Source organism: Ruegeria sp. AD2(2025), from assembly GCF_056542385.1.
In genome coordinates this window covers 323,950-350,022 of the sequence record NZ_JBQFZS010000004.1, presented here as the reverse complement: position 1 = coordinate 350,022, position 26,073 = coordinate 323,950, and the positions used below count along the sequence as shown (strand labels likewise).

General features: G+C 62.6%; 21 protein-coding genes. 10 read left to right on the top strand and 11 right to left on the bottom strand.

All coding sequences use genetic code 11. The annotated features are described in order from the left end of the window. Positions 1–16: 16 nt before the first annotated feature. The 5 genes from ACR1XV_RS11340 to ACR1XV_RS11320 all read right to left on the bottom strand — a co-directional run bounded on the left by ACR1XV_RS11340 (position 17) and on the right by ACR1XV_RS11320 (position 5,543). Complete coding sequence (locus ACR1XV_RS11340; RefSeq protein WP_480531321.1) at positions 17–1,294, bottom strand: DUF3422 family protein; 1,278 nt, start codon at positions 1,292–1,294, stop codon at positions 17–19. A 107-nt stretch (positions 1,295–1,401) separates the two neighbouring features. Beyond that, entirely contained in the window at positions 1,402–1,758 is a 357-nt protein-coding gene (locus tag ACR1XV_RS11335; RefSeq protein ID WP_480531319.1) for a VOC family protein, read from the bottom strand. 166 nt (positions 1,759–1,924) lie between these two features. Beyond that, complete coding sequence (locus ACR1XV_RS11330) at positions 1,925–3,376, bottom strand: NAD(P)(+) transhydrogenase (Re/Si-specific) subunit beta (protein ID WP_480531317.1); 1,452 nt, start codon at positions 3,374–3,376, stop codon at positions 1,925–1,927. Positions 3,377–3,389: 13 nt separating this feature from the next. Further along, complete coding sequence (locus ACR1XV_RS11325) at positions 3,390–4,961, bottom strand: Re/Si-specific NAD(P)(+) transhydrogenase subunit alpha (protein ID WP_480531315.1); 1,572 nt, start codon at positions 4,959–4,961, stop codon at positions 3,390–3,392. A gap of 132 nt (positions 4,962–5,093) precedes the next feature. Further along, positions 5,094–5,543 carry a methyltransferase family protein gene (locus ACR1XV_RS11320; protein WP_480531313.1) on the bottom strand — a complete coding sequence of 150 codons (450 nt, stop codon included), beginning with the start codon at positions 5,541–5,543 and terminating at the stop codon, positions 5,094–5,096. A gap of 186 nt (positions 5,544–5,729) precedes the next feature. Between ACR1XV_RS11320 and kynU the strand changes: the two genes are divergently transcribed. After that, a complete protein-coding gene (kynU, locus tag ACR1XV_RS11315) occupies positions 5,730–6,923 on the top strand; it encodes a kynureninase (protein WP_480531311.1) in 1,194 nt (397 codons plus the stop codon). Here the strand turns inward: kynU and ACR1XV_RS11310 are convergent. Further along, positions 6,916–7,494 (bottom strand): TetR/AcrR family transcriptional regulator, encoded by a 579-nt coding sequence (locus tag ACR1XV_RS11310; protein WP_480531309.1) that lies wholly within the window; start codon positions 7,492–7,494, stop codon positions 6,916–6,918. The two genes, kynU and ACR1XV_RS11310, sit on opposite strands and share 8 nt — an antisense overlap. 97 nt (positions 7,495–7,591) lie before the next feature. On the opposite strand from ACR1XV_RS11310, the gene ACR1XV_RS11305 reads away from it, so the two are divergent. Together ACR1XV_RS11305 and ACR1XV_RS11300 are read left to right on the top strand one after the other, a co-directional pair. Then, a complete protein-coding gene (locus ACR1XV_RS11305; protein WP_480531307.1) occupies positions 7,592–8,056 on the top strand; it encodes a (2Fe-2S)-binding protein in 465 nt (154 codons plus the stop codon). Positions 8,057–8,059: 3 nt separating this feature from the next. Further along, on the top strand, positions 8,060–10,300 hold the full coding sequence (locus ACR1XV_RS11300) for a xanthine dehydrogenase family protein molybdopterin-binding subunit (protein WP_480531305.1): 2,241 nt from the start codon (positions 8,060–8,062) through the stop codon (positions 10,298–10,300). 32 nt (positions 10,301–10,332) lie between these two features. On the opposite strand, the gene ACR1XV_RS11295 is transcribed toward ACR1XV_RS11300, so the two are convergent. Beyond that, on the bottom strand, positions 10,333–11,112 hold the full coding sequence (locus tag ACR1XV_RS11295) for a gamma-glutamyl-gamma-aminobutyrate hydrolase family protein (RefSeq protein WP_480531303.1): 780 nt from the start codon (positions 11,110–11,112) through the stop codon (positions 10,333–10,335). 212 nt (positions 11,113–11,324) lie between these two features. On the opposite strand from ACR1XV_RS11295, the gene pepN reads away from it, so the two are divergent. The 7 genes from pepN (at position 11,325) to ACR1XV_RS11260 (ending at position 20,634) form a co-directional block, all read left to right on the top strand. Further along, entirely contained in the window at positions 11,325–13,877 is a 2,553-nt protein-coding gene (gene pepN / locus ACR1XV_RS11290; RefSeq protein WP_480531301.1) for an aminopeptidase N, read from the top strand. After that, entirely contained in the window at positions 13,874–14,302 is a 429-nt protein-coding gene (locus ACR1XV_RS11285) for a hypothetical protein (protein WP_480531299.1), read from the top strand. Before pepN ends, ACR1XV_RS11285 begins: the two co-directional genes overlap by 4 nt. Before the next feature lie 127 nt (positions 14,303–14,429). After that, positions 14,430–15,689 (top strand): hypothetical protein, encoded by a 1,260-nt coding sequence (locus tag ACR1XV_RS11280; RefSeq protein ID WP_480531297.1) that lies wholly within the window; start codon positions 14,430–14,432, stop codon positions 15,687–15,689. A 75-nt stretch (positions 15,690–15,764) separates the two neighbouring features. Continuing rightward, positions 15,765–17,276 carry an Asp-tRNA(Asn)/Glu-tRNA(Gln) amidotransferase subunit GatB gene (gene gatB, locus ACR1XV_RS11275; protein ID WP_480531295.1) on the top strand — a complete coding sequence of 504 codons (1,512 nt, stop codon included), beginning with the start codon at positions 15,765–15,767 and terminating at the stop codon, positions 17,274–17,276. A gap of 140 nt (positions 17,277–17,416) precedes the next feature. Further along, positions 17,417–18,655 carry a peptidase T gene (gene pepT, locus ACR1XV_RS11270; RefSeq protein WP_480531293.1) on the top strand — a complete coding sequence of 413 codons (1,239 nt, stop codon included), beginning with the start codon at positions 17,417–17,419 and terminating at the stop codon, positions 18,653–18,655. A gap of 86 nt (positions 18,656–18,741) precedes the next feature. Continuing rightward, positions 18,742–19,167 carry a DUF4177 domain-containing protein gene (locus ACR1XV_RS11265; RefSeq protein ID WP_480531291.1) on the top strand — a complete coding sequence of 142 codons (426 nt, stop codon included), beginning with the start codon at positions 18,742–18,744 and terminating at the stop codon, positions 19,165–19,167. A 96-nt stretch (positions 19,168–19,263) separates the two neighbouring features. Further along, complete coding sequence (locus ACR1XV_RS11260) at positions 19,264–20,634, top strand: DUF3179 domain-containing protein (RefSeq protein ID WP_480531289.1); 1,371 nt, start codon at positions 19,264–19,266, stop codon at positions 20,632–20,634. On the opposite strand, the gene ACR1XV_RS11255 is transcribed toward ACR1XV_RS11260, so the two are convergent. The 4 genes from ACR1XV_RS11255 to lpxC form a co-directional block, all read right to left on the bottom strand. Beyond that, positions 20,635–22,320, bottom strand: coding sequence for a chloride channel protein (locus tag ACR1XV_RS11255; protein WP_480531287.1), 1,686 nt, complete (start codon positions 22,318–22,320; stop codon positions 20,635–20,637). It abuts the gene before it with no gap. 112 nt (positions 22,321–22,432) lie between these two features. After that, complete coding sequence (gene recN, locus ACR1XV_RS11250; protein WP_480531285.1) at positions 22,433–24,082, bottom strand: DNA repair protein RecN; 1,650 nt, start codon at positions 24,080–24,082, stop codon at positions 22,433–22,435. A gap of 36 nt (positions 24,083–24,118) precedes the next feature. Then, on the bottom strand, positions 24,119–24,979 hold the full coding sequence (locus tag ACR1XV_RS11245; RefSeq protein ID WP_480531283.1) for an outer membrane protein assembly factor BamD: 861 nt from the start codon (positions 24,977–24,979) through the stop codon (positions 24,119–24,121). 136 nt (positions 24,980–25,115) lie between these two features. Further along, on the bottom strand, positions 25,116–26,036 hold the full coding sequence (gene lpxC, locus ACR1XV_RS11240; RefSeq protein ID WP_480531281.1) for a UDP-3-O-acyl-N-acetylglucosamine deacetylase: 921 nt from the start codon (positions 26,034–26,036) through the stop codon (positions 25,116–25,118). Between the last annotated feature and the right edge of the window lie 37 nt (positions 26,037–26,073).

Genomic DNA, 26,073 nt, shown 5'->3' with positions numbered 1-26,073 from the left:
AATTGGCAAATGCCGCCTATTCCAGCCGCTTGCGGATCTGACGAATGCCGATCCATACCCCCAGCACCACCGGAATAGTCACAGCCGCCGTCAGCATCCCCTTGCTGATCCCCGCCTTGGTCAGCGGATAAAGCAGGTAACTGACCAGTGAGACGGCATAATAGCTGATCGCCACCACCGACAGCCCCTCGACCGTGTGTTGCAGCCGCAGCGCCAGATCCGCGCGCCGATCCATGCTTTCCAACAGTGCCTGATTCTGCGCGCTGCGCTCGACATCGACACGGGTACGCAACAGCTCACCTGCGCGAATGGCCCGGTCCGACAGCGCCTGCAGGCGGCGCTCGGTCGCTTTGACAGTGCGGATCGCCGGGTCATAGCGGCGCATCATGAAATCAGCGAAGCTCTGCCCGCCGCGAAAGCGCTCTTCTCTCAGCACCGCGATCCGCTGGTTGACCAACGCCTCATAGGCCCCCGTCGCAGCGAAGCGATAGGAACAGCGGGCCGACAGGCTTTCAAGCTCGGTCGAGGTCGACAGCAACTGCGGCAACAACGCATCCGGAGGCGTGCTGTCATCGGTCATCTCTCCCATCAGCGTGGTCAGCTGACCGTCCAGTTCACCGATCCGGGGCATCAGTTCTTTGACACGGGCAAAGCCCAGCATCGACATCGCCTTATAAGTCTCGATCTCGCATAGCCGCTGAATGACCCGCCCGGTCCGGCGCTCATCGGTCCCGTCCGAGACAAACAGGGCGAACCGCATATGTCCGGCGGGATCGATGCGGAAATCGCCGGCACAAATGGCCGAATCGTCCAGAACCCGCGCCGTCGCCAGGCTTTCGGGCTCAAACCAATCGGCCAACGCAGCGCTCACTCCCTCATCATCCGGGCGCTCGACCACCCGCAACATGATCGACGTCACCCTCTTCCCCGGACACGCCCGCAACCAGTCCGGCGGAAACACTTCGAAATCGGCCGGGTGAAAGGGCCGATCGCTGACGTTCGGAGTGATGGCGGTATAGGTGACGAACTCGGTGTGCTGCTCCCATTTCAGCCGGTGCCGACCGATCTGGCCCGCATAATGCGTCGCCTCCGGCCGCGGATGCTGCGCACCATGCCGGTCGAGCAGATCAATCAGATGCCCCCGGTCTTCACCACGATCCCCCGCCACCGCGGCAGTGGGCTTCTTGATCGCCAGAAAGACGACTGTGCAGGGCGCAGACGCTGTCGGGAAAGGCCGTGCGTGCAACTCGTTGGCCAGCGCATAGCGCAGCGGATGGTCATCTATCGGCGTCATCTGTGGCTCCGTTTTGTCCGGCGCACTATAAGGCACCGGACAAATACATCAATTATCTTTTTATTTCATAGGCTTATATGGATACCACAGCATACCGAACAGCTATCTTATTGATTTGGCTCCCACAGCTCGATGGGATTGCCCTCGGGGTCGTGAATACGCGCGAATTTTCCAACCTCGCTGTCCCAATCCGGGCTGGTCTCGACCGTGATTCCGGCGGCCCTAAGCTGCGCGATCATCGCGTCCAGGTCATCCACGCGAAAATTGATCATCCACTGCTGCCCGGCGCGTCCAAAATACTCCGTATCTTCAGCGAAGGGTGCAAAGACCGTGTACCCCTCCTGCTGCTTCCACGGCACGGGGTCATAGTGGTTCACCCCCAGATGCGTCTCATACCAAACACTCAGCGCCTTCGGGTCTCGCGCACGAAAGAACACCCCACCAATACCATTCACCTTTTCCATAGCCGCCCCCGCCAAAACATCATCCTGCCCCAACCTACCACACCCCACCTGCTTCATCTGGCCAAAAATATCCTGGGGGGCCGCTGGGGGGCAAAGCCCCCCAGCCAACCAAACAAGAAAAGGGCACCCGCAAGGGCGCCCTTTGCATTTCACTGAAACTCTCCGATCAGTCGATCATCGGCAACAGCTTGTCCAGCGACGCTTTTGCATCACCATAGAACATGCGTGTGTTCTCCTTGAAGAACAGCGGGTTTTCGATGCCCGAATACCCGGTGCCTTGACCACGCTTGGACACAAAGACCTGCTTGGCCTTCCAGCACTCCAGAACCGGCATTCCGGCGATAGGGCTGTTGGGGTCTTCCTGCGCCGCAGGGTTCACGATGTCGTTCGAGCCGATGACGATGGCCACATCCGTATCCGGGAAGTCATCATTGATCTCATCCATCTCCAGCACGATGTCATAAGGCACCTTGGCCTCGGCCAGCAGCACGTTCATGTGCCCCGGCAGACGACCGGCAACCGGGTGGATCGCAAAGCGGACATTCTTGCCCTTGGCGCGCAGCTTGCGGACCAGTTCGCTGACCGATTGCTGCGCCTGCGCTACCGCCATGCCGTAACCGGGGATGATGACAATGCTATCGGCATCGTTCAGGGCTGCGGCTACACCATCGGCCTCGATGGCGATCTGCTCGCCCTCAACCGCCATCTGCTCGCCTTGCGGGCCGCCAAAGCCGCCCAGGATCACGCTGACAAAGTGACGGTTCATCGCCTTACACATGATGTAGGACAGGATCGCACCCGACGAGCCCACCAGAGCCCCCACCACAATCAGCAGGTCATTGCCCAGCGAGAAGCCAATCGCCGCAGCCGCCCAACCCGAATACGAGTTCAGCATCGACACCACCACCGGCATGTCGGCACCGCCGATGCCCATGATCAGGTGATAGCCGATGAACAGCGCCGCCAGCGTCATCAGGAACAGCGGGAAGAACCCACCGGACGCGGTGTACCAGATCAGGCAAATCAGCGAGAGGCCCGCCGCCGCTGCATTCAACGCATGACCGCCCGGCAGCTTGGTCGCCGCCGAGGTCACCTTACCCGCCAGCTTGCCATAGGCCACGACCGAGCCGGTAAAGGTAATCGCCCCGATGAAGATGCCCAGGAACAGTTCCACATGCAGGATCGAAACCTCGGCCGCCGTCTTCTTGGCGATCAGCTTGCCGAATTCGCCCAGCCCGGACAGTTCGACCTCTTTCGCGGCATCCGCGATAGCGAACAGCTCGGCCACGTTCAGGATTTCGAAATGGGCGTTATAGCCCACGAACACAGCCGCCAGACCGACAAGGCTGTGCATTGCCGCCACCAGCTGCGGCATCTCGGTCATCTGCACGCGCTGCGCCACATATTGACCGATCAGACCACCGCCGATCAGCAGCAGCAGCGACAGCAGCCACAGGCCCGAGCCGGGGCCGACCAAGGTTGCGAACACCGCCAGCGCCATGCCGACAATGCCATACCAGACCGCGCGCTTGGCGCTTTCCTGGTTCGACAGACCGCCGAGGGACAGAATGAAAAGGACAGCCGCAACAACATAAGCGGCAGAAGTGAAGCCAATCATATGCCCGACCTCCTTAAGATTTCTGGAACATGGCGAGCATGCGCCGGGTTACGAGGAAGCCACCGAAGATGTTGACCCCGGCCATAAAGACGGACAGCGCCGCCAGCAGAATGACCAGGAACGATCCCGATCCGATCTGCATCAACGCTCCAACGATAATAATCGACGAGATCGCGTTGGTGATCGCCATCAGCGGCGTGTGCAAACTGTGCGAGACGTTCCAGATCACTTGAAAGCCCACAAAGATGGCCAGCACAAAAACGATAAAGTGCTGCATGAAACTGGCCGGAGCGATCAGCCCCACCAACAGCATCAATGCGCCACCCACACCCAGCAGGGTGAACTGCTGCTTGGTCTGCGCCTTGAAGGCCGCAATCTCCTGCGCTTTCTTCTCTTCCGGGGTCAGTTCCTTGACCTCGGGCTTTTTCTGCGCCGCAATCGCCTGCACCTTGGGCGGCGGTGGCGGGAAGGTGATCTCGCCCTCGTGCGTCACGGTCGCGCCGCGGATCACGTCATCTTCCATGTCGTGGTTGACCTTGCCGTCCTTCTCGGGCGTCAGGTCGGCCATCATGTGACGGATGTTGGTGGCATAGAGCGACGAGGATTGCGCCGCCATCCGGCTGGGGAAGTCGGTATATCCGATGATGGTCACGCCATTATCGGTCACGATCTTCTCATCCGCTACGGTCAGCTTGCAGTTGCCACCCTTTTCCGCCGCCAGATCGACGATGACCGAGCCCGGCTTCATCGCCTCGACCATATCCTTGGTCCAAAGCTCAGGCGCTTCCCGGTTCGGGATCAGCGCCGTGGTGATGACGATGTCCATCTCGGGGGCCAATTCGCGGAACTTGGCCAGCTGCGCCTCGCGGAACTCATCCGACTGAACGGAGGCATAGCCACCGGTCGCCGCGCCATCCTGCTGATCTTCTTCGAAATCCAGATAGACGAACTCGGCCCCCATGGATTCGACCTGTTCGGCCACTTCGGGGCGCACGTCGAACGCGTAGGTGATCGCACCCAGCGAGGTCGAGGTCCCGATCGCCGCCAGACCGGCGACACCCGCCCCAACGATCAGCACTTTCGCGGGGGGCACCTTGCCCGCAGCCGTCACCTGACCGGTGAAAAAGCGGCCAAAGTTGTTGCCTGCCTCGATAACCGCACGGTAGCCCGCGATGTTGGCCATGGACGACAGCGCATCCATTTTCTGAGCCCGGCTGATGCGCGGCACCATCTCCATGGCAATCACGGTCGCGCCCTTGGACTTGGCCAGTTCCATCCCCTCTTCATTCCCGGCAGGGTTGAAGAACGAAATCAGCGTCTTGTCCTTGGTCAGACGCTTCAGTTCGGTCTCGGACGGCTGACGCACCTTGGCGATGATATCCGCCGCTTTCCACAGCGCGGCAGGGGTCTTGACGACCTCGACGCCGGCGGCCTCATAAGCAGCGTCGGAAAACCCCGCAGCCGCGCCTGCGCCTTTTTCGATCAGGCACTCATAACCCAGTTTCTGCAACTGCACCGCCGAGTCCGGGGTCATCGCGACCCGGTTCTCGCCTTTGAATATTTCCTTTGGCGTTCCTATTTTCACCAGTCGGTTCCCCCTAATTTTCTGTTAAGGCCAGGTGGGTGTCCGGCATTGTTTGACAAGCCGACATTTATCTTGCGCAAGATTATTTCGCAAGTGCAGCATTTCTTGCGGTGTGTCATGCCGACCACATCTTCAGATCCACCTTCGGGTTTTGTTTTCATACCGTGCAAAATCAGCGCGGAACGTGCGGCGCAGACGATCCTCTTCCGGCAGGATAAAACGCCGTTCGAGCAGCCAGACGAAGACCGGGATCAGCACCAGAGACAGCACCGCATCGAAGCGCAGAATCAGCCCGGCCAGGATCAGCACATCACCCAGATAGATCGGATTGCGGCTGCGTTTGTAGATACCGCTCTGCACCATGGCCGACGGTGTTTCATGCGGCAGTACAGTCGTCCGATGGCGGCGAAACTCGAGAACCGCCAGCAGCGCCAGCAGCACGCCGCCGCCGATCAGAATACCGCTGAGTAGATCGGTCACCGCCCCCTCGAGCGACAGCCCCAGAGGCAGCACCCGCGCCTGAGCCCAGGCCAAAACGGCAAAGCCCGCAAGCCAGACGGGTGGTATGTCGATCCGGCGCATGACCGCCTCCTGCCGCGGCAACATGCACCGGCGCATGTCGCTTCTGATCGATGTCCTACCGCTTTCCGGCCAAGATGGCAAAAGCGCAGGGTGTCGCATCATCCGCCCCCCGGCGATGGACAGGTTCGGCCAGATCGGATAGGCCGGATGCAACCCGTTCTTTCCCTTAATGACGCAAGAGCTTCCATGACCGATTTCGCCGCCACCAAATCCATGTTCCACCTGCCCGAGGGGATGATCTATCTCGACGGCAACTCTCTGGGTCCGCTGCCGAAATCTGCCGGTAACCGAGTGGGTGATATGATGCAGGACGAATGGGGGCAGATGCTGATCACCGGCTGGAACAAGGCCGGATGGATGGCGATGCCCACTGGTCTGGGCGACCGCATCGGCCGCCTGATCGGGGCCGAACCGGGCAGCGTGGTGGTTGGCGACACGCTGTCGATCAAGGTCTATCAAGCCGTCGCCTCGGCCTTGGAGTTGAACCCGACACGCAAAGTGGTGCTGTCGGACAATGGCAACTTTCCCTCGGACCTCTATATGGCTGACGGGCTGCTGCGGTCGCTTGGCCCGGATTACGAGTTGCGCGTGGTCGACCCGCAGGACGTCGCCGCCCATGTCACCGAAGAGGTCGCCGTGCTGATGCTGACCGAGGTCGATTACCGCTCGGGCCGCATGCATGACATGAAGGCGCTGACCGAACTGGCCCATGCCAATGGCGTGGTGACGGTCTGGGATCTGGCGCATTCCGCCGGGGCCATTCCGGTCGACCTGTCCGGCTGCAATGCCGATTTCGCGGTGGGCTGCACGTATAAATACCTCAACGGAGGCCCCGGCGCGCCCGCCTTTATCTATGTTGCGCCGCGTCTGTCCGACCGGGTGCGCCCGGCGCTGTCGGGCTGGCTGGGGCATGAATCACCCTTTGCCTTCGATCTGGATTACCGCCCCGGCGCGGGGATCGAGCGGATGCGGGTCGGCACCCCGCCGGTCATTCAGATGACCGCGCTGTCGGCGGCGATGGATATCTGGGATATGGCCGAGATGGCCGATATCCGCGCCAAATCCATCGACCTGACCGAGCTGTTTATCGCCCGGGTCGAGGCCACCTGCCCCGATCTGCAACTGGCCAGCCCCCGCGATCCGCAACAGCGCGGCAGTCAGGTCTCATTCCGGTTTGCCGAAGGCTACGCCGCCATGCAGGCGCTGATCGCGCGCGGTGTGATCGGCGATTTCCGGGCACCTGACGTGATGCGGTTCGGCTTCACGCCACTTTATATCGACGAACAGGATGTGGAGCAGGCGGTCGATATTCTGGCTGATATCATCACCAACAAGCTGTGGGATAAGCCCGAATACAAGATCCGCCAGCGCGTTACCTGACCTCAAGCCCCGCGCCCAACAGCGCGGCAAGCTGGGAAATCCGCCGCTCGAACTCGTCGGCGCTGGACGCCGTCAGCTTAACGCCCTTGAGCGTGGCGGTGATCGTCCGGGCGGTCTCGTCTGGGCCATCGGGAATGCGCACGCGCCCGTTGGCCGCCTCGCGCCGCAGCCAGTCGGCATAGAGGCTGGTCAGTTCGGCCTCGCCCTCGTCCACGATATCTGACGCGGTGGATTTGCTGGCATCCAGCATCTCAACCCCATGCGGCGAGGCAAGGATCATCGCCATGCCGTCAATCTGCGCGTCAATCGCGCGCGCGATGATCTGCGGCACGGTCCCGCCGCCAGACAGAGCACTGGCCACCCCGGCGATCTTTTCAGCGTAATGCGCCTGCGTCAGGCTGCGAACGATGGCCTCTTTATTCTTGTAATGCAGATAGACCGCCGGGCGCGACATGCCCGCCCCCTTGGCGATGTCATCCATCGAGGTCTTGCGGAATCCATAGGCCGCAAACGCCTCAAGCGCCGAGGCGAGGATGGCCAGTTGCCGTGGATCGTCCGGTTTTTGCTCCATGAATCCGATCTGACAGTTTTTGTTCAGATTGTCAATTGACAGACTGACACTTTGCGCTAATTATGTCAGAAACCGTCACAGCCAAGAGAGGTGCGCCATGGCGACCGCCCTTAAGATCAACGGAAAGACCCATCAGGTCGATCTGCCCGACGATGTCCCCCTGTTGTGGGTTCTGCGCGACGAGGTCGGCCTGACCGGCACCAAGTTCGGCTGCGGCGTTGCGGCCTGCGGATCCTGCACCGTGCATATCGATGGTGAGGCGGTGCGGTCCTGTCAGGTCGCCCTGTCCGATGTCTGGGGCGACGTGACCACGATCGAAGGTCTGGGCACCCCCGATGCAATGGCGACGATCCAGCAAGCGTGGGTCGATCATCAGGTGGCCCAATGCGGCTACTGCCAGTCGGGCCAGATCATGCAGGCGGCAGCGCTGCTGGCCGAAAACCCAGCCCCCTCGGACACCGATATCGATGACGCGATGCAGGGCAATCTTTGCCGCTGCGGCACCTATCCCCGCATCCGCGCCGCCATCCACGACGCCGCAGCCAAGCTGAAGGAGGTCTGATCCATGGCCAGCATCGGAAAAATCCTGCGCCGCACCTTCCTGATCGGCTCGGCCGCCATTGTGGGCGGTGTGGCCTTCGGCGCATATTACGTCACCCGCCCCGCGGCGAACCCGTTGAAACCGCGTGACGGTGAAACCGCGCTCAGCCCGTTTGTGCTGATCGACCAGCAGGGCATCACCCTATTTGCCCCGCGCGCCGAGATGGGCCAAGGCGTCATGACCACATGGGCCGCCCTTATCGCCGAGGAATTGGACGTCGAACTGGACGATATCCGCGTTCTGCACGGGCCGGCGGCAGCAGCCTATTACAACCATGCTTTGGTGGGTGAGGGCCTGCCGAACAAGGGCTATGACATCTCTGACTTCCAGCACAATCTGGGTGAGGCTCTGGGTGTTCTGGGCCGGACGCTCAGCCTGCAGGTCACCGGCGGTTCGACCTCGATGAAAGACGGGTTCGAGCGGATGCGCATGGCCGGTGCCACCGCCCGCGAGACACTGAAACAGGCAGCGGCGGATCAGTTGGGCGTGGACCGCGCGCAATTGCAAACCGAAAACGGCGCGGTGGTTGCCCCGGATGGCACCCGCATCCCCTATACCGAACTGGCCGAGGCCGCTGGCCAGATCGAGCCACCCGAGGTCGCGCTGCGCGACCCGTCCGAGTGGCGTTTGATCGGCAAATCCCTGCCCCGCGTCGACATCCCCGGCAAATCCACGGGCACCGCAACTTTCGGCATCGACGTACGCCCCGAGGGTCTGAAATTCGCGTCCGTGCGTATGAACCCCAAGCTGGGCGGCGCCATGAACGGCTTTGACGCAAGTGCTGCCGAATCCATGCCCGGTGTCGAAAAGATCGTCGATCTGGGCACTGGCGTCGCGGTGATTGCGAACAACACATGGCTCGCCATGCAGGCGGTCGAAGCCATCGACGTGGACTGGGGCGATGCCCCCTACCCGCCCGAGACCGACGCCGTGTTCGCCAAGATCGCCGAGGCGTTTGACGCCGCCCCGAACTCGACCATGCGCGATGACGGCGATGTTGACGTTCTGCCCGAAGGCGCGACCGAGATCACGGCGGACTATACCGTACCCTATCTGGCCCACGCCACGATGGAGCCGATGAACGCCACCGCGCTTTACACCGGCAGCAAGCTGGACCTGTGGTGCGGCAATCAGGCACCGACCCTGATCCAGATGCGCGCGGCCAATACCGCAGGTCTGGACACCGAAGCGGTCGAGATCCACACCACCTATCTGGGCGGCGGCTTTGGTCGCCGCGGAGAACTGGATTTTGGTGAGATCGCCACCAAGGTCGCCATGGCCATGCCCGGCACGCCGGTCCAGACAACGTGGAGCCGCGAAGAAGACATGCGCCACGACTTCTACCGCCCCGGCGCGATGGCCCGGATGCGCGGCGCGGTCAAAGGTGGCAAGGCCGTGCTGATCGACGGCAAGGTTGCCTCGCAATCCCCCACCCAGCAAGCGGTCGCGCGCTACACTGGCTTCCCCGGCGGCGGCCCCGACAAGGTTCTGGTCGAAGGCTTCTTCAACCAACCCTATTCGGTGCCCAACTACCGCATGGCCGGGCATATCGCCGATCTGGCCGTTCCTGTGGGCTTCTGGCGCTCGGTCGGCAACAGCCATAACGGGTTCTTCCACGAAACCTTCATGGATGAGATGGCCCATGCCGCCGGACGCGACCCGCTGGAGTTCCGACTGGAACTGGCCCAATCCGAACACGCGCCCTCAGCCGGGTGTCTGGAGGCCGTCCGGGAAATGTCAGGCTGGACCGGCAAGACCCCCGATGGCGTGGGCCGCGGCGTGGCACTCGCCTACAGCTTTGGCACCCCGGTTGCGCAGGTGATCGAAGTGATGGACGAAGACGGCACTATCCGCATCTCGAAGGCCTGGATCGCCTGCGACGTGGGCCTTGCGCTGGACCCGGCCACGGTCGAGGCGCAGATGATCGGCGGCATGATCTATGGCCTGTCGGCGGCGGTGTCGGGTGAGATCACCTTTGCCGATGGCGAGGTCGAGCAATACAACTTCCCCGATTATGACGCGCTGCGGATGCACACGACGCCCGCAACCGAGGTCCGCATCCTTGAGACCAACAAGCATCTGGGTGGGGTCGGTGAACCCGGTACGCCTCCGTCGATGCCTGCGCTGGGGAATGCGCTGTTTGATCTGACCGGCGAGCGCGCCCGCAGCCTGCCGCTGAACCAGCAGTTCAACCTGCTGGTCTGAGATATCCGGTCCGGCGCCCGTCGCCGGACCGCTTAAGCCGAACGCTGCAGCCGCGCGGCGTCTTTGCCTGCGGCCCAGCCGTGTACGGCGCGGCCGAATTCTTCGAACAAGGGGCGCGAGACTGGGTCGTTTGCGGCATCCCATTCGGGGTGCCATTGCACCGACAGGGTAAAACCCGGGGCACCTTGAATATAGATCGCCTCGGGCGTGCCGTCGGGCGCGAGACCGTCGATCACCACATTCTCGCCCAACGTTTTGATCCCCTGCCCGTGCAGCGTGTTGGTCATCACCTCGCAAGCGCCCAGCAATTGATGAAACACGCCGCCCTCGGTCAGTGTCACCACATGGCGCAGGGCAAATTTCTCTTCCAGCGTGCCATCGGGCGGCATCCGGTGGTTCAACCGCCCCGGCAGATCGCGGATTTCGGGGTACAGCGTGCCGCCCATGGCCACGTTGACCTCTTGAAAGCCGCGGCAGATGCCAAAGAAGGGCTGCCCGCGCTGGACGCAGGCGCGAACCAGCGGCAGCGTGATCGCATCCCGCGCCCGGTCAAAATCACCATGCGCGGCCGTTGCAGCCTCGCCGTATTCCTCGGGATGCACGTTGGGGCGGCCTCCGGTCAGCAGAAAGCCGTCGCAGACCTCAAGCAATTCATCCACCGACACATAGCGTGGGTCCGCAGGCACCAGCAGCGGCACACAATCCGAAACATTTGACACCGCGTCCGAATTCATCGTCCCGCCCGCATGTGTCGGGTACTGATCGTTCATCAGATAAGAATTGCCGATAATGCCGACGACCGGACGCGCCATGAGGTTTCCTTTGTCTCAACTGGTATCTGGCAAAACCTACCGGCAGGCCTGCCCTTGCGCAACGGCGCACACCCTGCATGTCAGCGCAGGCGCGTGTTCAACGGTGCACATTTTGGCGGGACGCATATCTGCTCTGCGCCCGGGCGCATTGGTTGCAGCGGCGGGGCGAAAACCATAACGTCGCGCCAGATTCCCAGTCAACGAGGCCCCCGATGCGCGATGCCGCCCCCACCACCATCTATCTGAAAGATTACACCCCGTTCAGCTATCTGGTCGACAGCGTGCATCTGACCTTCGATCTGGCTCCGAACGCCACCCGCGTGACCTCGCGCATCGCCTTCCGTCCGAACCCCGAGGCGACGGATCGTACGTTTTTCCTGCATGGTGAAGACCTCAGGCTGATCCGCGTCGCCATCGACGGGGCCGAAGTGTCACCTGACCTGACACCCGAAGGTCTGACCCTTGCCGCCCCCGACGCGCCCTTTGTCTGGGAGGCCGAGGTCGAGATCGACCCCGGCAACAACACCGCGCTGGAGGGGCTTTATATGTCGAACGGCATGTATTGCACCCAATGCGAGGCCGAAGGGTTCCGCAAGATCACCTATTACCCCGACCGCCCCGATGTGATGTCCACCTTCACTGTGCGTATCAATGGCGACCTGCCGGTGTTGCTGTCGAACGGCAACCCCACGGCCAAGGGCGAGGGCTGGGCGGAGTGGGTCGATCCCTGGCCCAAACCCGCCTATCTGTTCGCGCTGGTCGCCGGAGAGTTGATCGCCCATCCCGGCCAGTTCACCACCATGTCGGGCCGGGACGTCGAACTGAACCTCTGGGTCCGCCCGGGCGACGAGGGCAAATGCGCCTTTGGCATGGAAGCCCTGAAGAAGTCGATGAAATGGGACGAGGACGTCTATGGCCGCGAATACGATCTGGACGTGTTCAACATCGTGGCCGTCGACGATTTCAACATGGGCGCGATGGAGAACAAGGGGCTGAACATCTTCAACTCCTCGGCTGTGTTGGCCAGCCCCGAAACCTCGACCGACATGAATTTCGAGCGGATCGAGGCGATCATCGCCCATGAGTATTTTCACAACTGGACCGGTAACCGCATCACCTGCCGCGACTGGTTCCAGCTGTGCCTCAAGGAAGGGCTGACCGTCTATCGCGATGCGCAGTTCACCTCGGACATGCGCTCGGCCCCGGTGAAACGCATCCATGACGCCATCGACCTGCGCGCGCGGCAATTCCCCGAGGATAACGGGCCTCTGTCGCATCCCGTGCGGCCCGAGAGTTTTCAGGAAATCAACAACTTCTACACCTCGACCGTCTACGAGAAAGGTGCCGAGGTCATCGGTATGCTGAAGCGGCTTGTGGGCGATGAGGCCTATGCACGGGCGCTCGATCTCTATTTCGACCGCCATGACGGGCAGGCCTGCACCATCGAGGATTGGCTGCAGGTTTTCGAGGACACTACGGGCCGCGATCTGCGCCAGTTCAAGCGCTGGTACAGCCAGTCCGGCACCCCGCGTGTGTCGGTGCGTGAGGATTGGACCGATGGCACCTACACCCTGACGCTGGGCCAACGGACCGAGCCGACACCGGGGCAGGACGACAAGCAGCCTCAGGTGATCCCGGTCGCCATTGGCCTGCTGGGTCCGAACGGGGATGAGGTTCGCGCGACCGAGGTGTTTGAGCTGACCGAGGCAGAACAAAGCTTTACCTTCACCGGCCTTGCGGCCAAGCCCGTGCCTTCGATCCTGCGCGACTTCTCGGCCCCGGTGATCCTTGAACATGAGCCGTCGAATGCCGAACGCGCCTTCCTGCTGGCCCATGACACCGACCCGTTCAACCGCTGGCAGGCGGGGCGGTCGCTGGCCGAGGACACGCTGCTGCGCATGATCACCGACGAGGCGACGCCGGATGCCGATTATCTGGACGGCTTGCTGGCCGTTCTGCGCGATGAAACACTGGACCCGGCCTATCGCGCGTTGATGCTGGGCCTGCCGACGCAATCCGAACTGGCCGCGGCGCTACATGACAAAGGCGTCACGCCCGATCCGATGGCTATCTGGGCAGCGGTTGAAACCCTGCGTCAGGCCACCGCCCAGCATGTTCAGGACCTGCTGCCCCGGCTGCACAGCGAAACGCTGGTGGATGCGCCCTATAAGCCGGACGCCGAGCAATCGGGCAAACGGGCCCTTGGGGGTGCTGCGCTGGCGCTGACCTCGCGACTGGATGGTGGCGTCAAGGCGGCCGAGGACTACGCCCGCGCCGACAACATGACACTTCAACTGACCGCCCTGTCCTGCCTGCTGCGCGCGGGCAAGGGCGAAGCCGAGCTGGAGGCGTTTTATGACCAGTGGCAGCATGACCGGCTGGTGATGGACAAATGGTTCGGACTGCAGGTTGCGATGACAGGCCCCGAAAAGACGGTCGAAACCGCGCGCAAACTGTCCGAGCACGCTGATTTCAATTGGAAAAACCCCAACCGGTTCCGCGCGCTGATGGGATCTTTGGCCGGCAGCCATGCGGGCTTCCATCAGGCGGACGGCGCAGGCTATGCGCTGCTGGCGGACTGGCTGATCAAGCTTGACCCGGTGAACCCGCAAACCACCGCCCGGATGTGCAGCGCCTTCCAGACCTGGAAACGCTATGACGCCGACCGTCAGGCCCTGATGCGCGCGCAACTGACTCGCATCGCGGACGCGCCCGACCTGTCTCGGGACACCACCGAGATGGTGTCGCGCATCCTCGGCGCATGACCCCGTTCCGGTTCACCCGGCAGAACCGGAACCAACGCACGGTTCTGATCCTGATCGGCATCTACGCGGTACTGATCGGGTTGACGATCGTGTTTGACGCGGTCTGGTGGCTGATGGCCCTGCTGGCCCTGACCACCCTGCCCGCGCTGTGGGATGTGATCAAAGACACCAGCGCCGGGATGGAACTGACCGGCGATACCCTGCGCTGGCACAGCGGTCAGCGGCAGGGCGAACTGAAGCTGGCCGAGGTTGACCGGTTCCGCTTTGACACGCGCTGGGACTTTTCGGTGCGTGTCTCGGCGGTGTTGAAATCGGACAAACGCGTGCGTCTGCCGGATGAATCACTTCCACCGCACAAGCAGTTCGAAGAGGTCTTGACACAGGCCGGATTCGCGGTCGAGCGTCATCATTTTACAGCATTCTGAAACGATCCCCCAGCTCCAGGCAGGATTGGTCACGGATTCCTCTGCTCGCAGCGTTGTGTCCTTGATTTGCGCCTAATTTTTGGCAAAACTGAACCGGTTACACGCTTGTTCCAGTTCGAGTTTCGCCATGTTTCGGTCTATCAGGGCAGTTTCTGCCCGTCTTTTCGGTTCTTCTGATCCCACCCGAACGCCTCTGCCTGCGTCGGTCGCCGATGCCACGGCATGGCTTGTTGCCTCGGGTCAGCTGAACATCCCCATCGCTGAAACGGATGCTGATGATGCGATCGCGCATCAGGTGATCGAGCGCGGCCGCTATCTGGCGCGGCAGGATATGTGGGCCGAATTGTCGCGCGAAATGCGCGCCGCGGACGCTGCCCGCAAGACCACGCCCTGCGGACAGCCAATCACCGACCTACTGGCCTTTGGTGCCCGCTCGGACGTGGTGCTGGCGGCCGAACATGCGCTGTCTGACGGTAAGGAACTGTCGGATTACGATCTTCTGGGTGGAATCTCAGAGCTGGAAGGCGAGATTCAGAACCATCCCAACGATCCGATGATCGCGCTGGTGGTGGCGCTGGCCCATATCGATCTGGCCTGGGCGTGGCGTGGCACGGCGCAATCGGATGCGCTGCCGGCGCTGCATCAGTCCCGTTGTGCGGCGCATTTCGACCGCGCCGCCGCGCTGCTGCCGGTGAGCCGCGCAGCCATGCCCGACAGCCCCGCCGTTGCCGCGGCGGATTGTGCGCTGCTGGCCGGTCACATCGACCCGCGCACGCGCGTCGCTGACAAGTATGAGGCGCTGATCACACTGGACCCGCAGAACCACCGCCACATGCGCGCCATGGGGACTCACCTGCTGCCGCGCTGGTTCGGCAGCTATGAACAGCTTGAGGTTCAGGCCCTGCGCAACGCCGCGCGGACCCAGAAGACGTGGGGCGCAGGCGGTTATACCTGGGCGCAGTTCGACGCCATCGCACTGGATGATGATGCCTGCGCGCGGGTGGATGTCGAGTATTTTATTGAAGGATTACAGGATATTGTAGCGCGCCGTCCGGATCAACAGACGATCAACCTGCTGGCGGCCTATTGCTCGGTCACCCTGCAGAAGGGCATGGGCCGCAGCCCCAAGGCAGACGTCGCCCGCAAGCAGATCTGCGCCGCCGCAGACTGGTTGATCCGCGATCACCTGACCGAGTTGCACCCGCTGATCTGGGCCCATGCAGCGAACGGGTTCAACAACAGCCTGCGTGTCAATTCGGCTGAACGCTTTGCCGCCCGGGGCCGCCGCGATGCGCTGCGGGCCATTGCCAACCTGCTGCGGGACGAGCTGCGCAGCGGTCAAAGCGCGACGTTCACGCCGTCTGGGCTGCAGTTCTCGGGGAATTAGGGTCGGAACCCCTTGCTCCTTTGGCGCGCCGGGCCTAATACGCAGGCTTAGACTTCTGCGGATATGAGGCGCGCCATGCTCGACCTGACATACGAAATGCCCAAACCCAAAACCATTGCCGGGGCCAAGCACGATTGGGAACTGGTGATCGGGATGGAGGTGCACGCTCAGGTCTCATCCAATGCCAAGCTGTTTTCGGGCGCATCGACCCAGTTCGGGGCGGAGCCGAACTCGAACGTAGCATTCGTGGACGCGGCGATGCCGGGCATGCTGCCGGTGATCAACGAGTACTGCGTGGAACAGGCGGTGCGTACCGGGCTGGGCCTGAAGGCGGATATCAACCTGAAATCGGCCTTTGACCGCAAGAATTATTTCTACCCCGACCTGCCGCAGGGATACCAGATTTCTCAGCTTTATCAGCCTATTGTGGGCGAAGGCGAGGTTCTGGTCGAGATGGGCGACGGCACCGCACGCATCGTGCGGATCGAACGTATCCACATGGAGCAGGACGCGGGCAAATCGATCCACGACATGGACCCGCATATGTCCTTTGTCGACCTGAATCGGACCGGTGTGTGCCTGATGGAGATCGTCAGCCGTCCCGATATTCGCGGACCGGAAGAGGCTGCAGCCTATATCGCCAAGCTGCGGCAGATCATGCGGTATCTGGGCACGTGCGACGGCAACATGCAGAACGGCAACCTGCGGGCGGACGTGAACGTCTCGATCTGTTTGCCGGGCGCGTATGAGAAGTATCAGGAAACACAGGACTTTTCGCATCTGGGCACGCGGTGCGAGATCAAGAACATGAACTCGATGCGGTTCATCCAGCAGGCGATTGAGGTCGAAGCCCGTCGTCAGATCGCCATCGTCGAAGCTGGGGGCAAGGTCGAGCAGGAAACCCGTCTCTATGACCCGGACAAGGGTGAGACACGGTCGATGCGGTCCAAGGAAGAAGCGCATGATTACCGCTATTTCCCCGACCCCGACCTGCTGCCGCTGGAGATCGAGCAGGCCTGGGTGGACGACATCGCCGCCAAGCTGCCGGAACTGCCGGACGATAAAAAATCGCGTTTTATCAGCGAGTTCGGCCTGACCGACTATGACGCGTCCGTGCTGACCGCCGAGGTGGAATCGGCGGCATATTTCGAAGATGTCGCCAAGGGCCGCAGCGGCAAGCTGGCCGCGAACTGGGTCATCAACGAGCTGTTTGGGCGGTTGAAAAAGGACGACAAGGGCATCACCGACTCGCCGGTTTCTCCGGCGCAGTTGGGGGGGATCATTGACCTGATCGCGTCGGATGCGATCTCGGGCAAGATTGCCAAGGACCTGTTTGAAATCGTCTATACCGAAGGCGGTGATCCGGCGCAGATCGTCGAGGATCGCGGCATGAAACAGGTCACGGATACCGGCGCGATTGAGGCCGCTTTGGACGAGATCATCGCCGCCAATCCGGCGCAGGTCGAGAAGGCCAAAGTGAACCCGAAACTGGCGGGCTGGTTCGTGGGTCAGGTGATGAAGGCGACCGGCGGCAAGGCCAATCCGAAGGCGGTTAACGAATTGGTCAGCAAGAAGCTGGGCTCGTAAATCTTCCGATTTGTACATCCCCGAAGACCGGGTTTGTTCATTTTGTACATAATGAAAGCTTAACGTCCGGGGGCGAGTCAGCGGCTTGACTCGGCCCCTGAATGCGCTTTCTCATCCCGCAAGGCAGAGAGGGGATACCGATGCAAAATCGTTTTGATCAGGAACTGGAAACCCGGCTGATGCGCTATGCCGCCATCGACAGCCAAAGCGATGAGACCTCGCCCTCGACCCCCAGCACCAAGATTCAGTTCGACATGCTGAACCTGCTGCAGCAGGAGCTGACCGAGATCGGCGCGCAGGATGTAAAGATGACCGGCGACAGTGTGGTGATGGCGACGATCCCCGGCACGGCTGAGGGGCCGACCATCGGGTTTCTGGCGCATGTGGACACGGCGCCTCAGTTCAACGCGACCGGGGTCAAGCCTCGGGTGATCAAGGGGTATAATGGTGGAGAGATCACGTTTCCCGATGATCCCGATTTGGTACTGTCGCCCGAGGAACACCCCTATCTGGCTGAGAAGATCGGGCATGATCTGATTACGGCGTCGGGGACGACTCTGTTGGGCGCGGATGACAAGGCTGGAGTGTCGATCCTGATGACGCTGGCGCGGCATCTGCTTGAGAACAAGGATGTCCCCCACGGCCCGATTCGCATCGCCTTTACACCCGATGAAGAGATCGGGCGCGGTGTTACTGAACAGCTGCCCAAGGATATGAACGCGGATTTCGCCTATACGCTGGACGGGCAGGAACTGGGTGAGATCGAATATGAAAGCTTCTCGGCCGATCGGGCGGTGATCAAGATCACCGGCGTGTCGATCCATCCGGGGCTGGCCAAGGACAAGATGGTGAACGCCGCGCATCTGGCCGCCAAGATTGTGCAGACCTTGCCGCAGGCGACGATGACGCCCGAGGTGACGGATGATCGTCAGGGGTTCATCCATGTGACGGATATGAATGGCGGTTCGTCCGAGATGGAGATCAAGCTGATCCTGCGCGACTTCGAGATGGAAGGGTTGGAAGCGCAGCGCGATATCGTGCGTCAGGTTTGTGCCGCTGTGCAGGCCACCGAACCGCGCGCGCAGATCGACTGCGAGATTTCGCACCAGTATCGCAACATGCGCTATTGGCTGGAAAAGGACATGACGCCGGTTGATCTGGCGCGGGATGCCTGCCGCGATTTGGGGATCGAGCCGGTTTCCGTACCGATCCGGGGCGGCACCGATGGGTCGCGCCTGACCGAGTTTGGCACGCCGACGCCCAATATCTTCACCGGGATGCAGTGCATTCACGGGCCGTTGGAGTGGATTTCGGTGCAGGACATGGCCGTGGCGACCGAACTGTGCCTGTCGTTGGTTGGCAAGGCCGCGCGCGGCTGAGGCTGAATCTCGCCGAGGCACGATCATGGCTTTCGTTTGCTTGCCAAAATGTTAACGTGCCCGGACACAGCAATCAGGACCTGTTGATGCAGCGCTACGAATACAAAGTTGTCCCCGCTCCGCAAAAGGGCACCAAAGCCAAAGGCGTGAAGACGCCCGAGGGCCGGTTTGCCACCTCGATCGAGCAGTTGCTGAACCAGTTGGGGCAAGAGGGCTGGGAGTATCAGCGCGCGGAACTGCTGCCCAGCGAGGAACGCTCGGGCCTGACCGGATCGACGACGAACTGGCGCAATGTGCTGGTGTTTCGCCGGGCGGTTGCCGCCGATGCGCCGCAGGTCGAGCCGGTGGAAGAGGATGACACCCCGACCCCGCGCCCAGTGCCCGGCCCGGATGAGGTGCTGACCACCCCGCCTGCGGCCCCTGCCCCGATCTCGGAAGCGCCGCAGGACCCGCCGCTGACGCTGAAAGCGTCGGACGAGATCGAAGAGGACACGGTCAAAGACAAGGCCTGACCCCGGAACATGATGTTTCACCCCGCTCACGCGGGTGTTTCGTGTATGTGAACGCGATTGCGGGCAGATTGGGTTTGGACCCAATCGGAGGATGCCATGTCGATCACGCGTCGCAGTTTTACCGCTTTGCTAGGGGCCGGTGCCGCCCTGCCCACCGCGCTTTGGGCGCAGGAGGACCCGGTTTATCAGGCCGTGCGGTCAACGCTTTATGCCGGAGGGGCGGATTTCAAGGCCGGGATGGCCTTTCTTCAGCAACGCGGCAACCCCGATGTGGTGCCTGCCCTTTTGACCGCGATGCGATATGGTCGGCGGCGCGAGCGCGCGATCGCCGAGGTGATGGACGCGCTGACCGGTCAGAACCTGGGCGCTGATTGGTTCGAGTGGATGCTGTGGCAGGAGAAGAACCCTCAGATCGTGCCGCACCCGTCGCTGGCGCCGTTCAAACGCGAGGTGCTGTTGGGGATCGACGAGAATTTCGACCTGTTCCTGCGCCCCGAATACCTGCAGCGCGACAAGATGAAGATCCGGCTGGAAGAGATCACCTGGGGCGGCGTGGTCAAGGACGGCATCCCGTCGCTGGACAATCCCAAGCTGATCCCGGCGGCGCGGGCGGATTATCTGAAGGATGACGATCTGGTCTTTGGTGTCTCGATCAACGGCGATGTGCGCGCTTACCCGCTGCGGATCATGGGCTGGCACGAGATGTTCAACGAGGTGATCGGCGGTGTGCCGGTGGCGCTGGCCTATTGCACGCTCTGCGGGTCGGGGATCTTGTTCGAAACGCAGGTCGAGGCGCGGCGGAAGCCGTTTGTCTTTGGCTCGTCGGGGTTTCTCTATCGGTCGAACAAGCTGATGTTTGATCGCGAGACGCATTCGCTGTGGAACCAGTATACTGGCAAGCCGGTGGTTGGTCCGCTGGTGGATAGCGGCATCGAATTGAAGCAGCGCCCGGTGGTGATCACGCGCTGGGATAACTGGAAAGCCTCGCACCCGGATACGCAGGTGCTGTCGCTGAACACAGGGCACCGGCGGAACTATGGCTCGGGCGTGGTGTATCAGGAGTATTTCGCTTCGCCCGAGTTGATGTTCCCGGCGCTGGTGGATCAGCGCCAGCATCGGCAGAAGGATTACGTGTTTGCCGTGCGCCAGTTCGGCGCGGCGCGGGCCTGGCCGTTGCAGGCGTTCAAGGGCAAGCCGGTGATCAATGACGCCATCGGCGGGCGGGCCTTGATGCTGATGGGCGATCCTGACAAGCGCAGCGTGCGGGCCTATGAGCGTGGATCGCATCAGTTCCGCGCGACCAGCGATGGTGGGTTGCTGGATGAGGCGGGAAATAAGTGGAGCGTCACCGAAGAGGCTCTGGTCGCGCCGGATGGTACGGAATTGCCGCGCGTGGCGGGGCATATTTCCTACTGGTTTGCGTGGGACAATTATCTGGGCGATGCGGCCAGCGTGTATGACGGCTGATTACGAATGTTCCTCGGCCGCAGTCGCCGCCAGCGCGCGGTTATAGGCCTTGAGCGCGTCGATGTGATAGAGCGCGCCGACCGGGTTTTCGCAGCCGTCCTTGTCGATCACCACCACGGGGATGCAGGGGATATCGTCGCGGTCGAAATAGGGCATCGCGGCCTCAAGCGTGGCGTTGGCCCTGACACAGAGGCCCTGATCGATCAGCGCCAGTGCCTGATCCTTGGTGATGGATCGCGCGTCGCCAAGGGGGCGCATCACCGCCCCGGCGCGCAGCATCGCCAGCAGGTAGGCCTGCGGCCCGGCGGCCAGATGCACGTTGCGGCGCTCAAGCTGGGTCAGGAAGAACGACCGGTCCACAAGGCGCGAGGCCAGCGCAGTGGACATCGAGACCGAGACCATCACGGCGAGGCCGATCTGCCAGTCTCCGGTCAGTTCGAAGACGATCAGCGTGGTGGAGATCGGCGCGCCCAGCACCGCCGCCGCCACCGCGCCCATCCCGGCGAAGGCATAGAGCGTGTGGGTGCCCGACACATCCGGCAGCAACCCGGTGGCAATCAGGCCAAAAGCCAGCCCGGTCAGCGCCCCGATCATCAGAGAGGGCGAGAACACGCCACCGCCCATGCGCCCGCCCATGGTGATGGCCACGGCGACGGTTTTCATGACCGCAAACAGGATGGCGGTCGTCAGCACGAGGTCTCCCGTCAGGGCGCGAATGGTTGTCTCGTACCCGACGCCGATGATGTGGGGGAACCAGACGGCAAGCAGGCCCAGCATGGCCCCCGAGACACCGGGGCGCAGCCAGCGTGGCAGGGACAGGCGGTTCTGGATGTGGGTGCCGATATCCTCGGCAAAGAAGATCGAGCGCATCAGCAGCAGCGCCACGAGCCCGCAGATCAGGCCGAGGATCAGGAAGGCGGGCAGTTCCACGTAGAATTGCAGCGAGCCGGGGGTGTCCAGCGTGAATTCGGTGACATCTCCGTAAGCCAGCCGGTTGATCACAGTGCCCGCGACCGAGGCGATCACGATGGGCGCGAAGGCGTGCACGGCAAAGTGGCGCAGCACGACCTCGAGCGCGAACAGCGCGCCTGCGATGGGGGCGTTGAAACTGGCCGAGACGGCGGCGGCCACGGCGCAGCCCAGCAGGTCGCGCCCGGTGATACCATCGGCATGGATACGGTCGCTGACCCATGTGGAGATCACCCCGGCCATGTGCACGACCGGCCCTTCGCGGCCCGTCGACCCACCAGAACTGAGGGTGATGAGCGAGGCGAAGAAGGAGGCGATACCGGCCTTTTTCTCGACCCGGCCATCGGTGATCGCCGCGCCCTCGATCACATCCGCAACCGAGCGGACGCGGCCGTCATCGGTGAACCTATGCAGGATGATGCCGACCAGCAGCCCTCCGACAACGGGGGTGAGGAAGATCCACAGCCAGTGCAGGCTTTCGGCATGGCTGTGCAGATGCAGGATGTCTTGGGTGTTATACAGATAGGTCTGCAGCGCCGAGATCGCCATGCGAAACCCCAGCGCCATGAAACCGGCTGCGATGCCGATGACCAGCGCGATGAACCAGAACTGAACCTGGCTGGGCCCGCGGTGCCGCATCACCCGCCAGCCGTCCCGCAGCGCCGAGAGGGCCTGGTTCAGCTGGTTGCGCAGCACGGTGCGGGTGGACTGGGTCATTGGCCCTCGTGAGGATCGCGGGGATGGTCGCTTAACCTTTACTAAGCCACGTTGGGGCCTGAGAAAAGTCGGTTCACGGGGGATTGTTTGCAGGCGTTGCGCGTTGGGCGCGTCAGGCGTCCAGCAGGGCGCGGGCGGCAGCCCGGGCCTCGTCCGTGATGGTGTCGCCGGCGACCATGCGGGCGATTTCGTCGACGCGGTCAGGGTCAGCCAGCGGGATGACGGTGGACAGGGTCTGATCGCCCGTCACCTGTTTCTGCACCCGCCAATGATGCGCCGCCCGCGCAGCGACCTGTGGGGAATGTGTGACCACCAGTACCTGCCCGCCGTGGGCCAACGATGCCAGACGACGGCCCACCGCATCCGCCGTTGCGCCGCCGACGCCACGGTCGATCTCGTCAAAGATCATGGTGCGGGCGCTGTCTTCACCGGTCAGGCAGACCTTGAGCGCCAGCAGAAAGCGGCTGAGTTCACCGCCCGAGGCGATCTTGTTCAGCGGACCCGAGGGCGCGCCGGGGTTGGTGGCGACGGTGAAGGCCACCGCGTCGGTGCCTTCGGGGCCGGGGTCGGCGGGCGTGATCTCGGTCTGGAATACGGCGCGTTCCATTTTCAGGGGCGCGAGTTCGGCCATGACCGCTTGGTCCAGCGCGCTGGCCGCGGTCTGGCGCGCGGTGCTGAGCGCGGTGGCAGCTTTGTCATACGCGACCTGCGCTGCGTCCACGGCGGCGCGTTTGTCGCTGAGGTCGGCGTCGCCCGCGTCCAGACGGTTCAGGCGGTCGCGCAGGGTATCGGCGAAGGCACCCAGATCGTCGGGGGCGACGTCGTGTTTGCGGGCCAGCGCGCGGATGGCGAACAGGCGTTCCTCGGCCTGTTCCAGTTCCGCCGGATTGAAATCGAGCGCCTGCAGGCAGGTGTTGACGCCGTCCTGCGCCTCGCCCAGTTCGATCAGGGCGCGGCCAAGCGCTGCGATGGGGTCTTCCAACTGACCGCCCGCATTGTCCGAAACGCCTTCGAGCCAGCGCACGGCGTCGGCCATCGCGCCTTCGGCCCCGTCGCCGCCAAGCAGGGCAAAGGCGCGGGCCACGTCATCGCGGATACGCTCGGCCCCCTGCATCATGCGGCGGCGGGCATCCAGATCGGCATCCTCGCCCGGTTGCGGGTCCAACTGGTCAAGCTCGCCGACAGAATGACGCAGGAATTCTTCCTCGGCGCGCATGGTGGCCAGAGTGGCCTCGGTCTCGGTCAGGGCCTTGCGGGCGTGGGACATCTGGGTCCATGCGGTGCGAACGGCGACAAGGTGATCCCCTGCCCCGGCATAAGCGTCCAGCATGGCGCGGTGGCCGCGCGGGTTCAGCAGGCCGCGATCATCGTGCTGGCCGTGCAGTTCGATCAGGGTTTCCGATAGCGCACGCAGCACCTCGCCCGAGCAGCGGCGGTCATTGACCCATGCGGTCTTGCGTCCTTCGGCGGTGTTGATGCGGCGCAGGATCAAGTCTTCGCCGCCCGGCAGACCGGCCTCGGCCAGCACCGCATGGGCGGGATGATCGGCGGGCAGTTCGAACTCGGCCACAACCTCGCCCTGTGCGGCTCCCTGACGGACCAGTTCGGCACGCCCACGCCAGCCCAGCACGAAGCCCAGCGAATCCAGCAGGATCGATTTGCCCGCGCCGGTCTCGCCGGTCAGCGCGTTCAGGCCCGGCTGGAAGGTCAGCTCCAACCGGTCGATGATCAGCATGTCGCGGATATCAAGGGCGCGCAGCATCGGGTCTTTAGCGTCCCTCGGCCTTAGCCATGGCGGTTACAACCACTCACCCTTGACGGTCTGGCGATAGATCGTGGACAGCCAGTTGTTGCCACGGCTCTTGAGGTCCAGCCCGCGCGAGGTCAGCAGCGTATAACCCGCGTCGTACCATTCCGAGGACTGGTAGTTATAACCCAGAATCGCACCGGCGGACTGCGCCTCATCCACCAGACCCAGCGCCAGATAGGCCTCGATCAGACGATAGAGCGCTTCGGCCGTGTGCGAGGTGGTCTGGAAATCCTCGACTACCACGCGGAAGCGGTTGATGGCGGCGGTGAAATGGTCCTGACGCAGGTAGAAACGCCCGATCTCCATCTCTTTTCCGGCCAGATGGTCGAAGGCCAGATCGAATTTCAGAACGGCCGAGGTGGCGTATTCGCTGTCGGGATAGACCTCGATCACCGTGCGCAGGGATTGCAGCGCCTGAAAGGTCAGGCCCTGATCGCGACCCACTTCGTCGATCTGGTCATAATAGCTGAGCGCCAGAAGATACTGGGCATAGGCCGCATCTTCGTCGGTGGGGTAGAAATCAATGTAGCGCTGCGCGGCGGCGCGGCTTTCGGCATAGTTCTTGTCGGAATGGAACGAAAACGCCTGCATGATCAGCGCGCGCTTGGCCCAGTCGGAATAGGGGTAAAGACGCTCGACCTCGGAGAAATACCACGCCGCGTCGTCCGAGCGATTCTGTGACAGTTCGTATTCACCACGGGTGTAGATCTGTTCGGGTGTGAACCCTTCCAGGTTCTGGTTGCGGTCCGCACCGCGGCTGCCAAACAGCCCGCCATTGCCGCATGCGGTCAAAACTGCTGCCAGAAGAAGCGCCCCTGCAATTCTGACTGCCGCCCTGGTGCCAACCATTCCGCCCATCCTTGTCGTCTTTACTTAGCGGGATTTGTCCCTGATCGGACCTTGGTCTAGCACATAAAATTCCGGTGCAAAACGCCTTATGCGCCTCGGTCACTCAAATCTGGAAGAGTTGATCAGCCCGGCCCCGTCAGGCAACCTGCGGGATCTCGCTGCGGACAAGGCCCTGACCGGGTAGGCGCGCGGCCTGTTCGGGGGTGCACAGGATCGGACGCACCGCGCCGGGTGTCTCGAACAGCTTGCGCAGCAGGGTGTTGGTCATGGAATGACCCGACTTTTCGCCGGTGAAACGCCCCAGAATCGGGCCGCCTGCCAGATAGAGATCACCCAGAGCGTCCAGCATCTTGTGGCGCACGGCCTCGTCCGCGTGGCGGAAACCACCCGGGGTCAGCACTTCGTCGCCTTGCACGACCACGGCGTTGTCCAGCGTACCACCCAGCGCCAGCCCGTTTTCGCGCATCGCCTCGACATCGATGCGGCGGCAGAAGGTGCGGCTGTCGCAAAGCTCGCGCGCGAAGGCACCGTTGCACATATCCAGAACCTTGGTCTGGCTGCCGATGGCGTCGTCTTCGAAGTCGATGTGAAACTCGATCTCAAGCTTGTCCGCCGGAGCAATCGTCGCGCTTGCGCCCTCACGCGATACGGTGACAGGTTTCAGAACCTCATAGGCCAGAACCGGGCTGGCCTGACGGCGCACGCCCTTGGCCATGATGCCACGCACGAATTCAACGGACGAGCCATCCATGATCGGAACCTCGGGGCCGTCGATCTCGATCAGCGCATTGTGGATGCCGCAGCCCGCCAGCGCCGCCATGATATGTTCGATGGTCGAGACCGACACGCCTGCGTCATTGACCAGACGGGTACACAGCGGCGTGCGTTCAACCACGTCATAGATCGCGGGGATCAATGCATTGCCCAGCTCGATATCGGTGCGCTTGAACCAGATCCCGTGACCGGCAGCCGCCGGTTTCAGGACCATCGTCGCAGGCTTGCCGCTGTGCAGCCCGGTGCCCTTGAACGTGACCGATGATTTGAGCGTATGTTGCAAATTGAACCTCAGCGAGTGGTGTCCAGCCTTGAGTGGG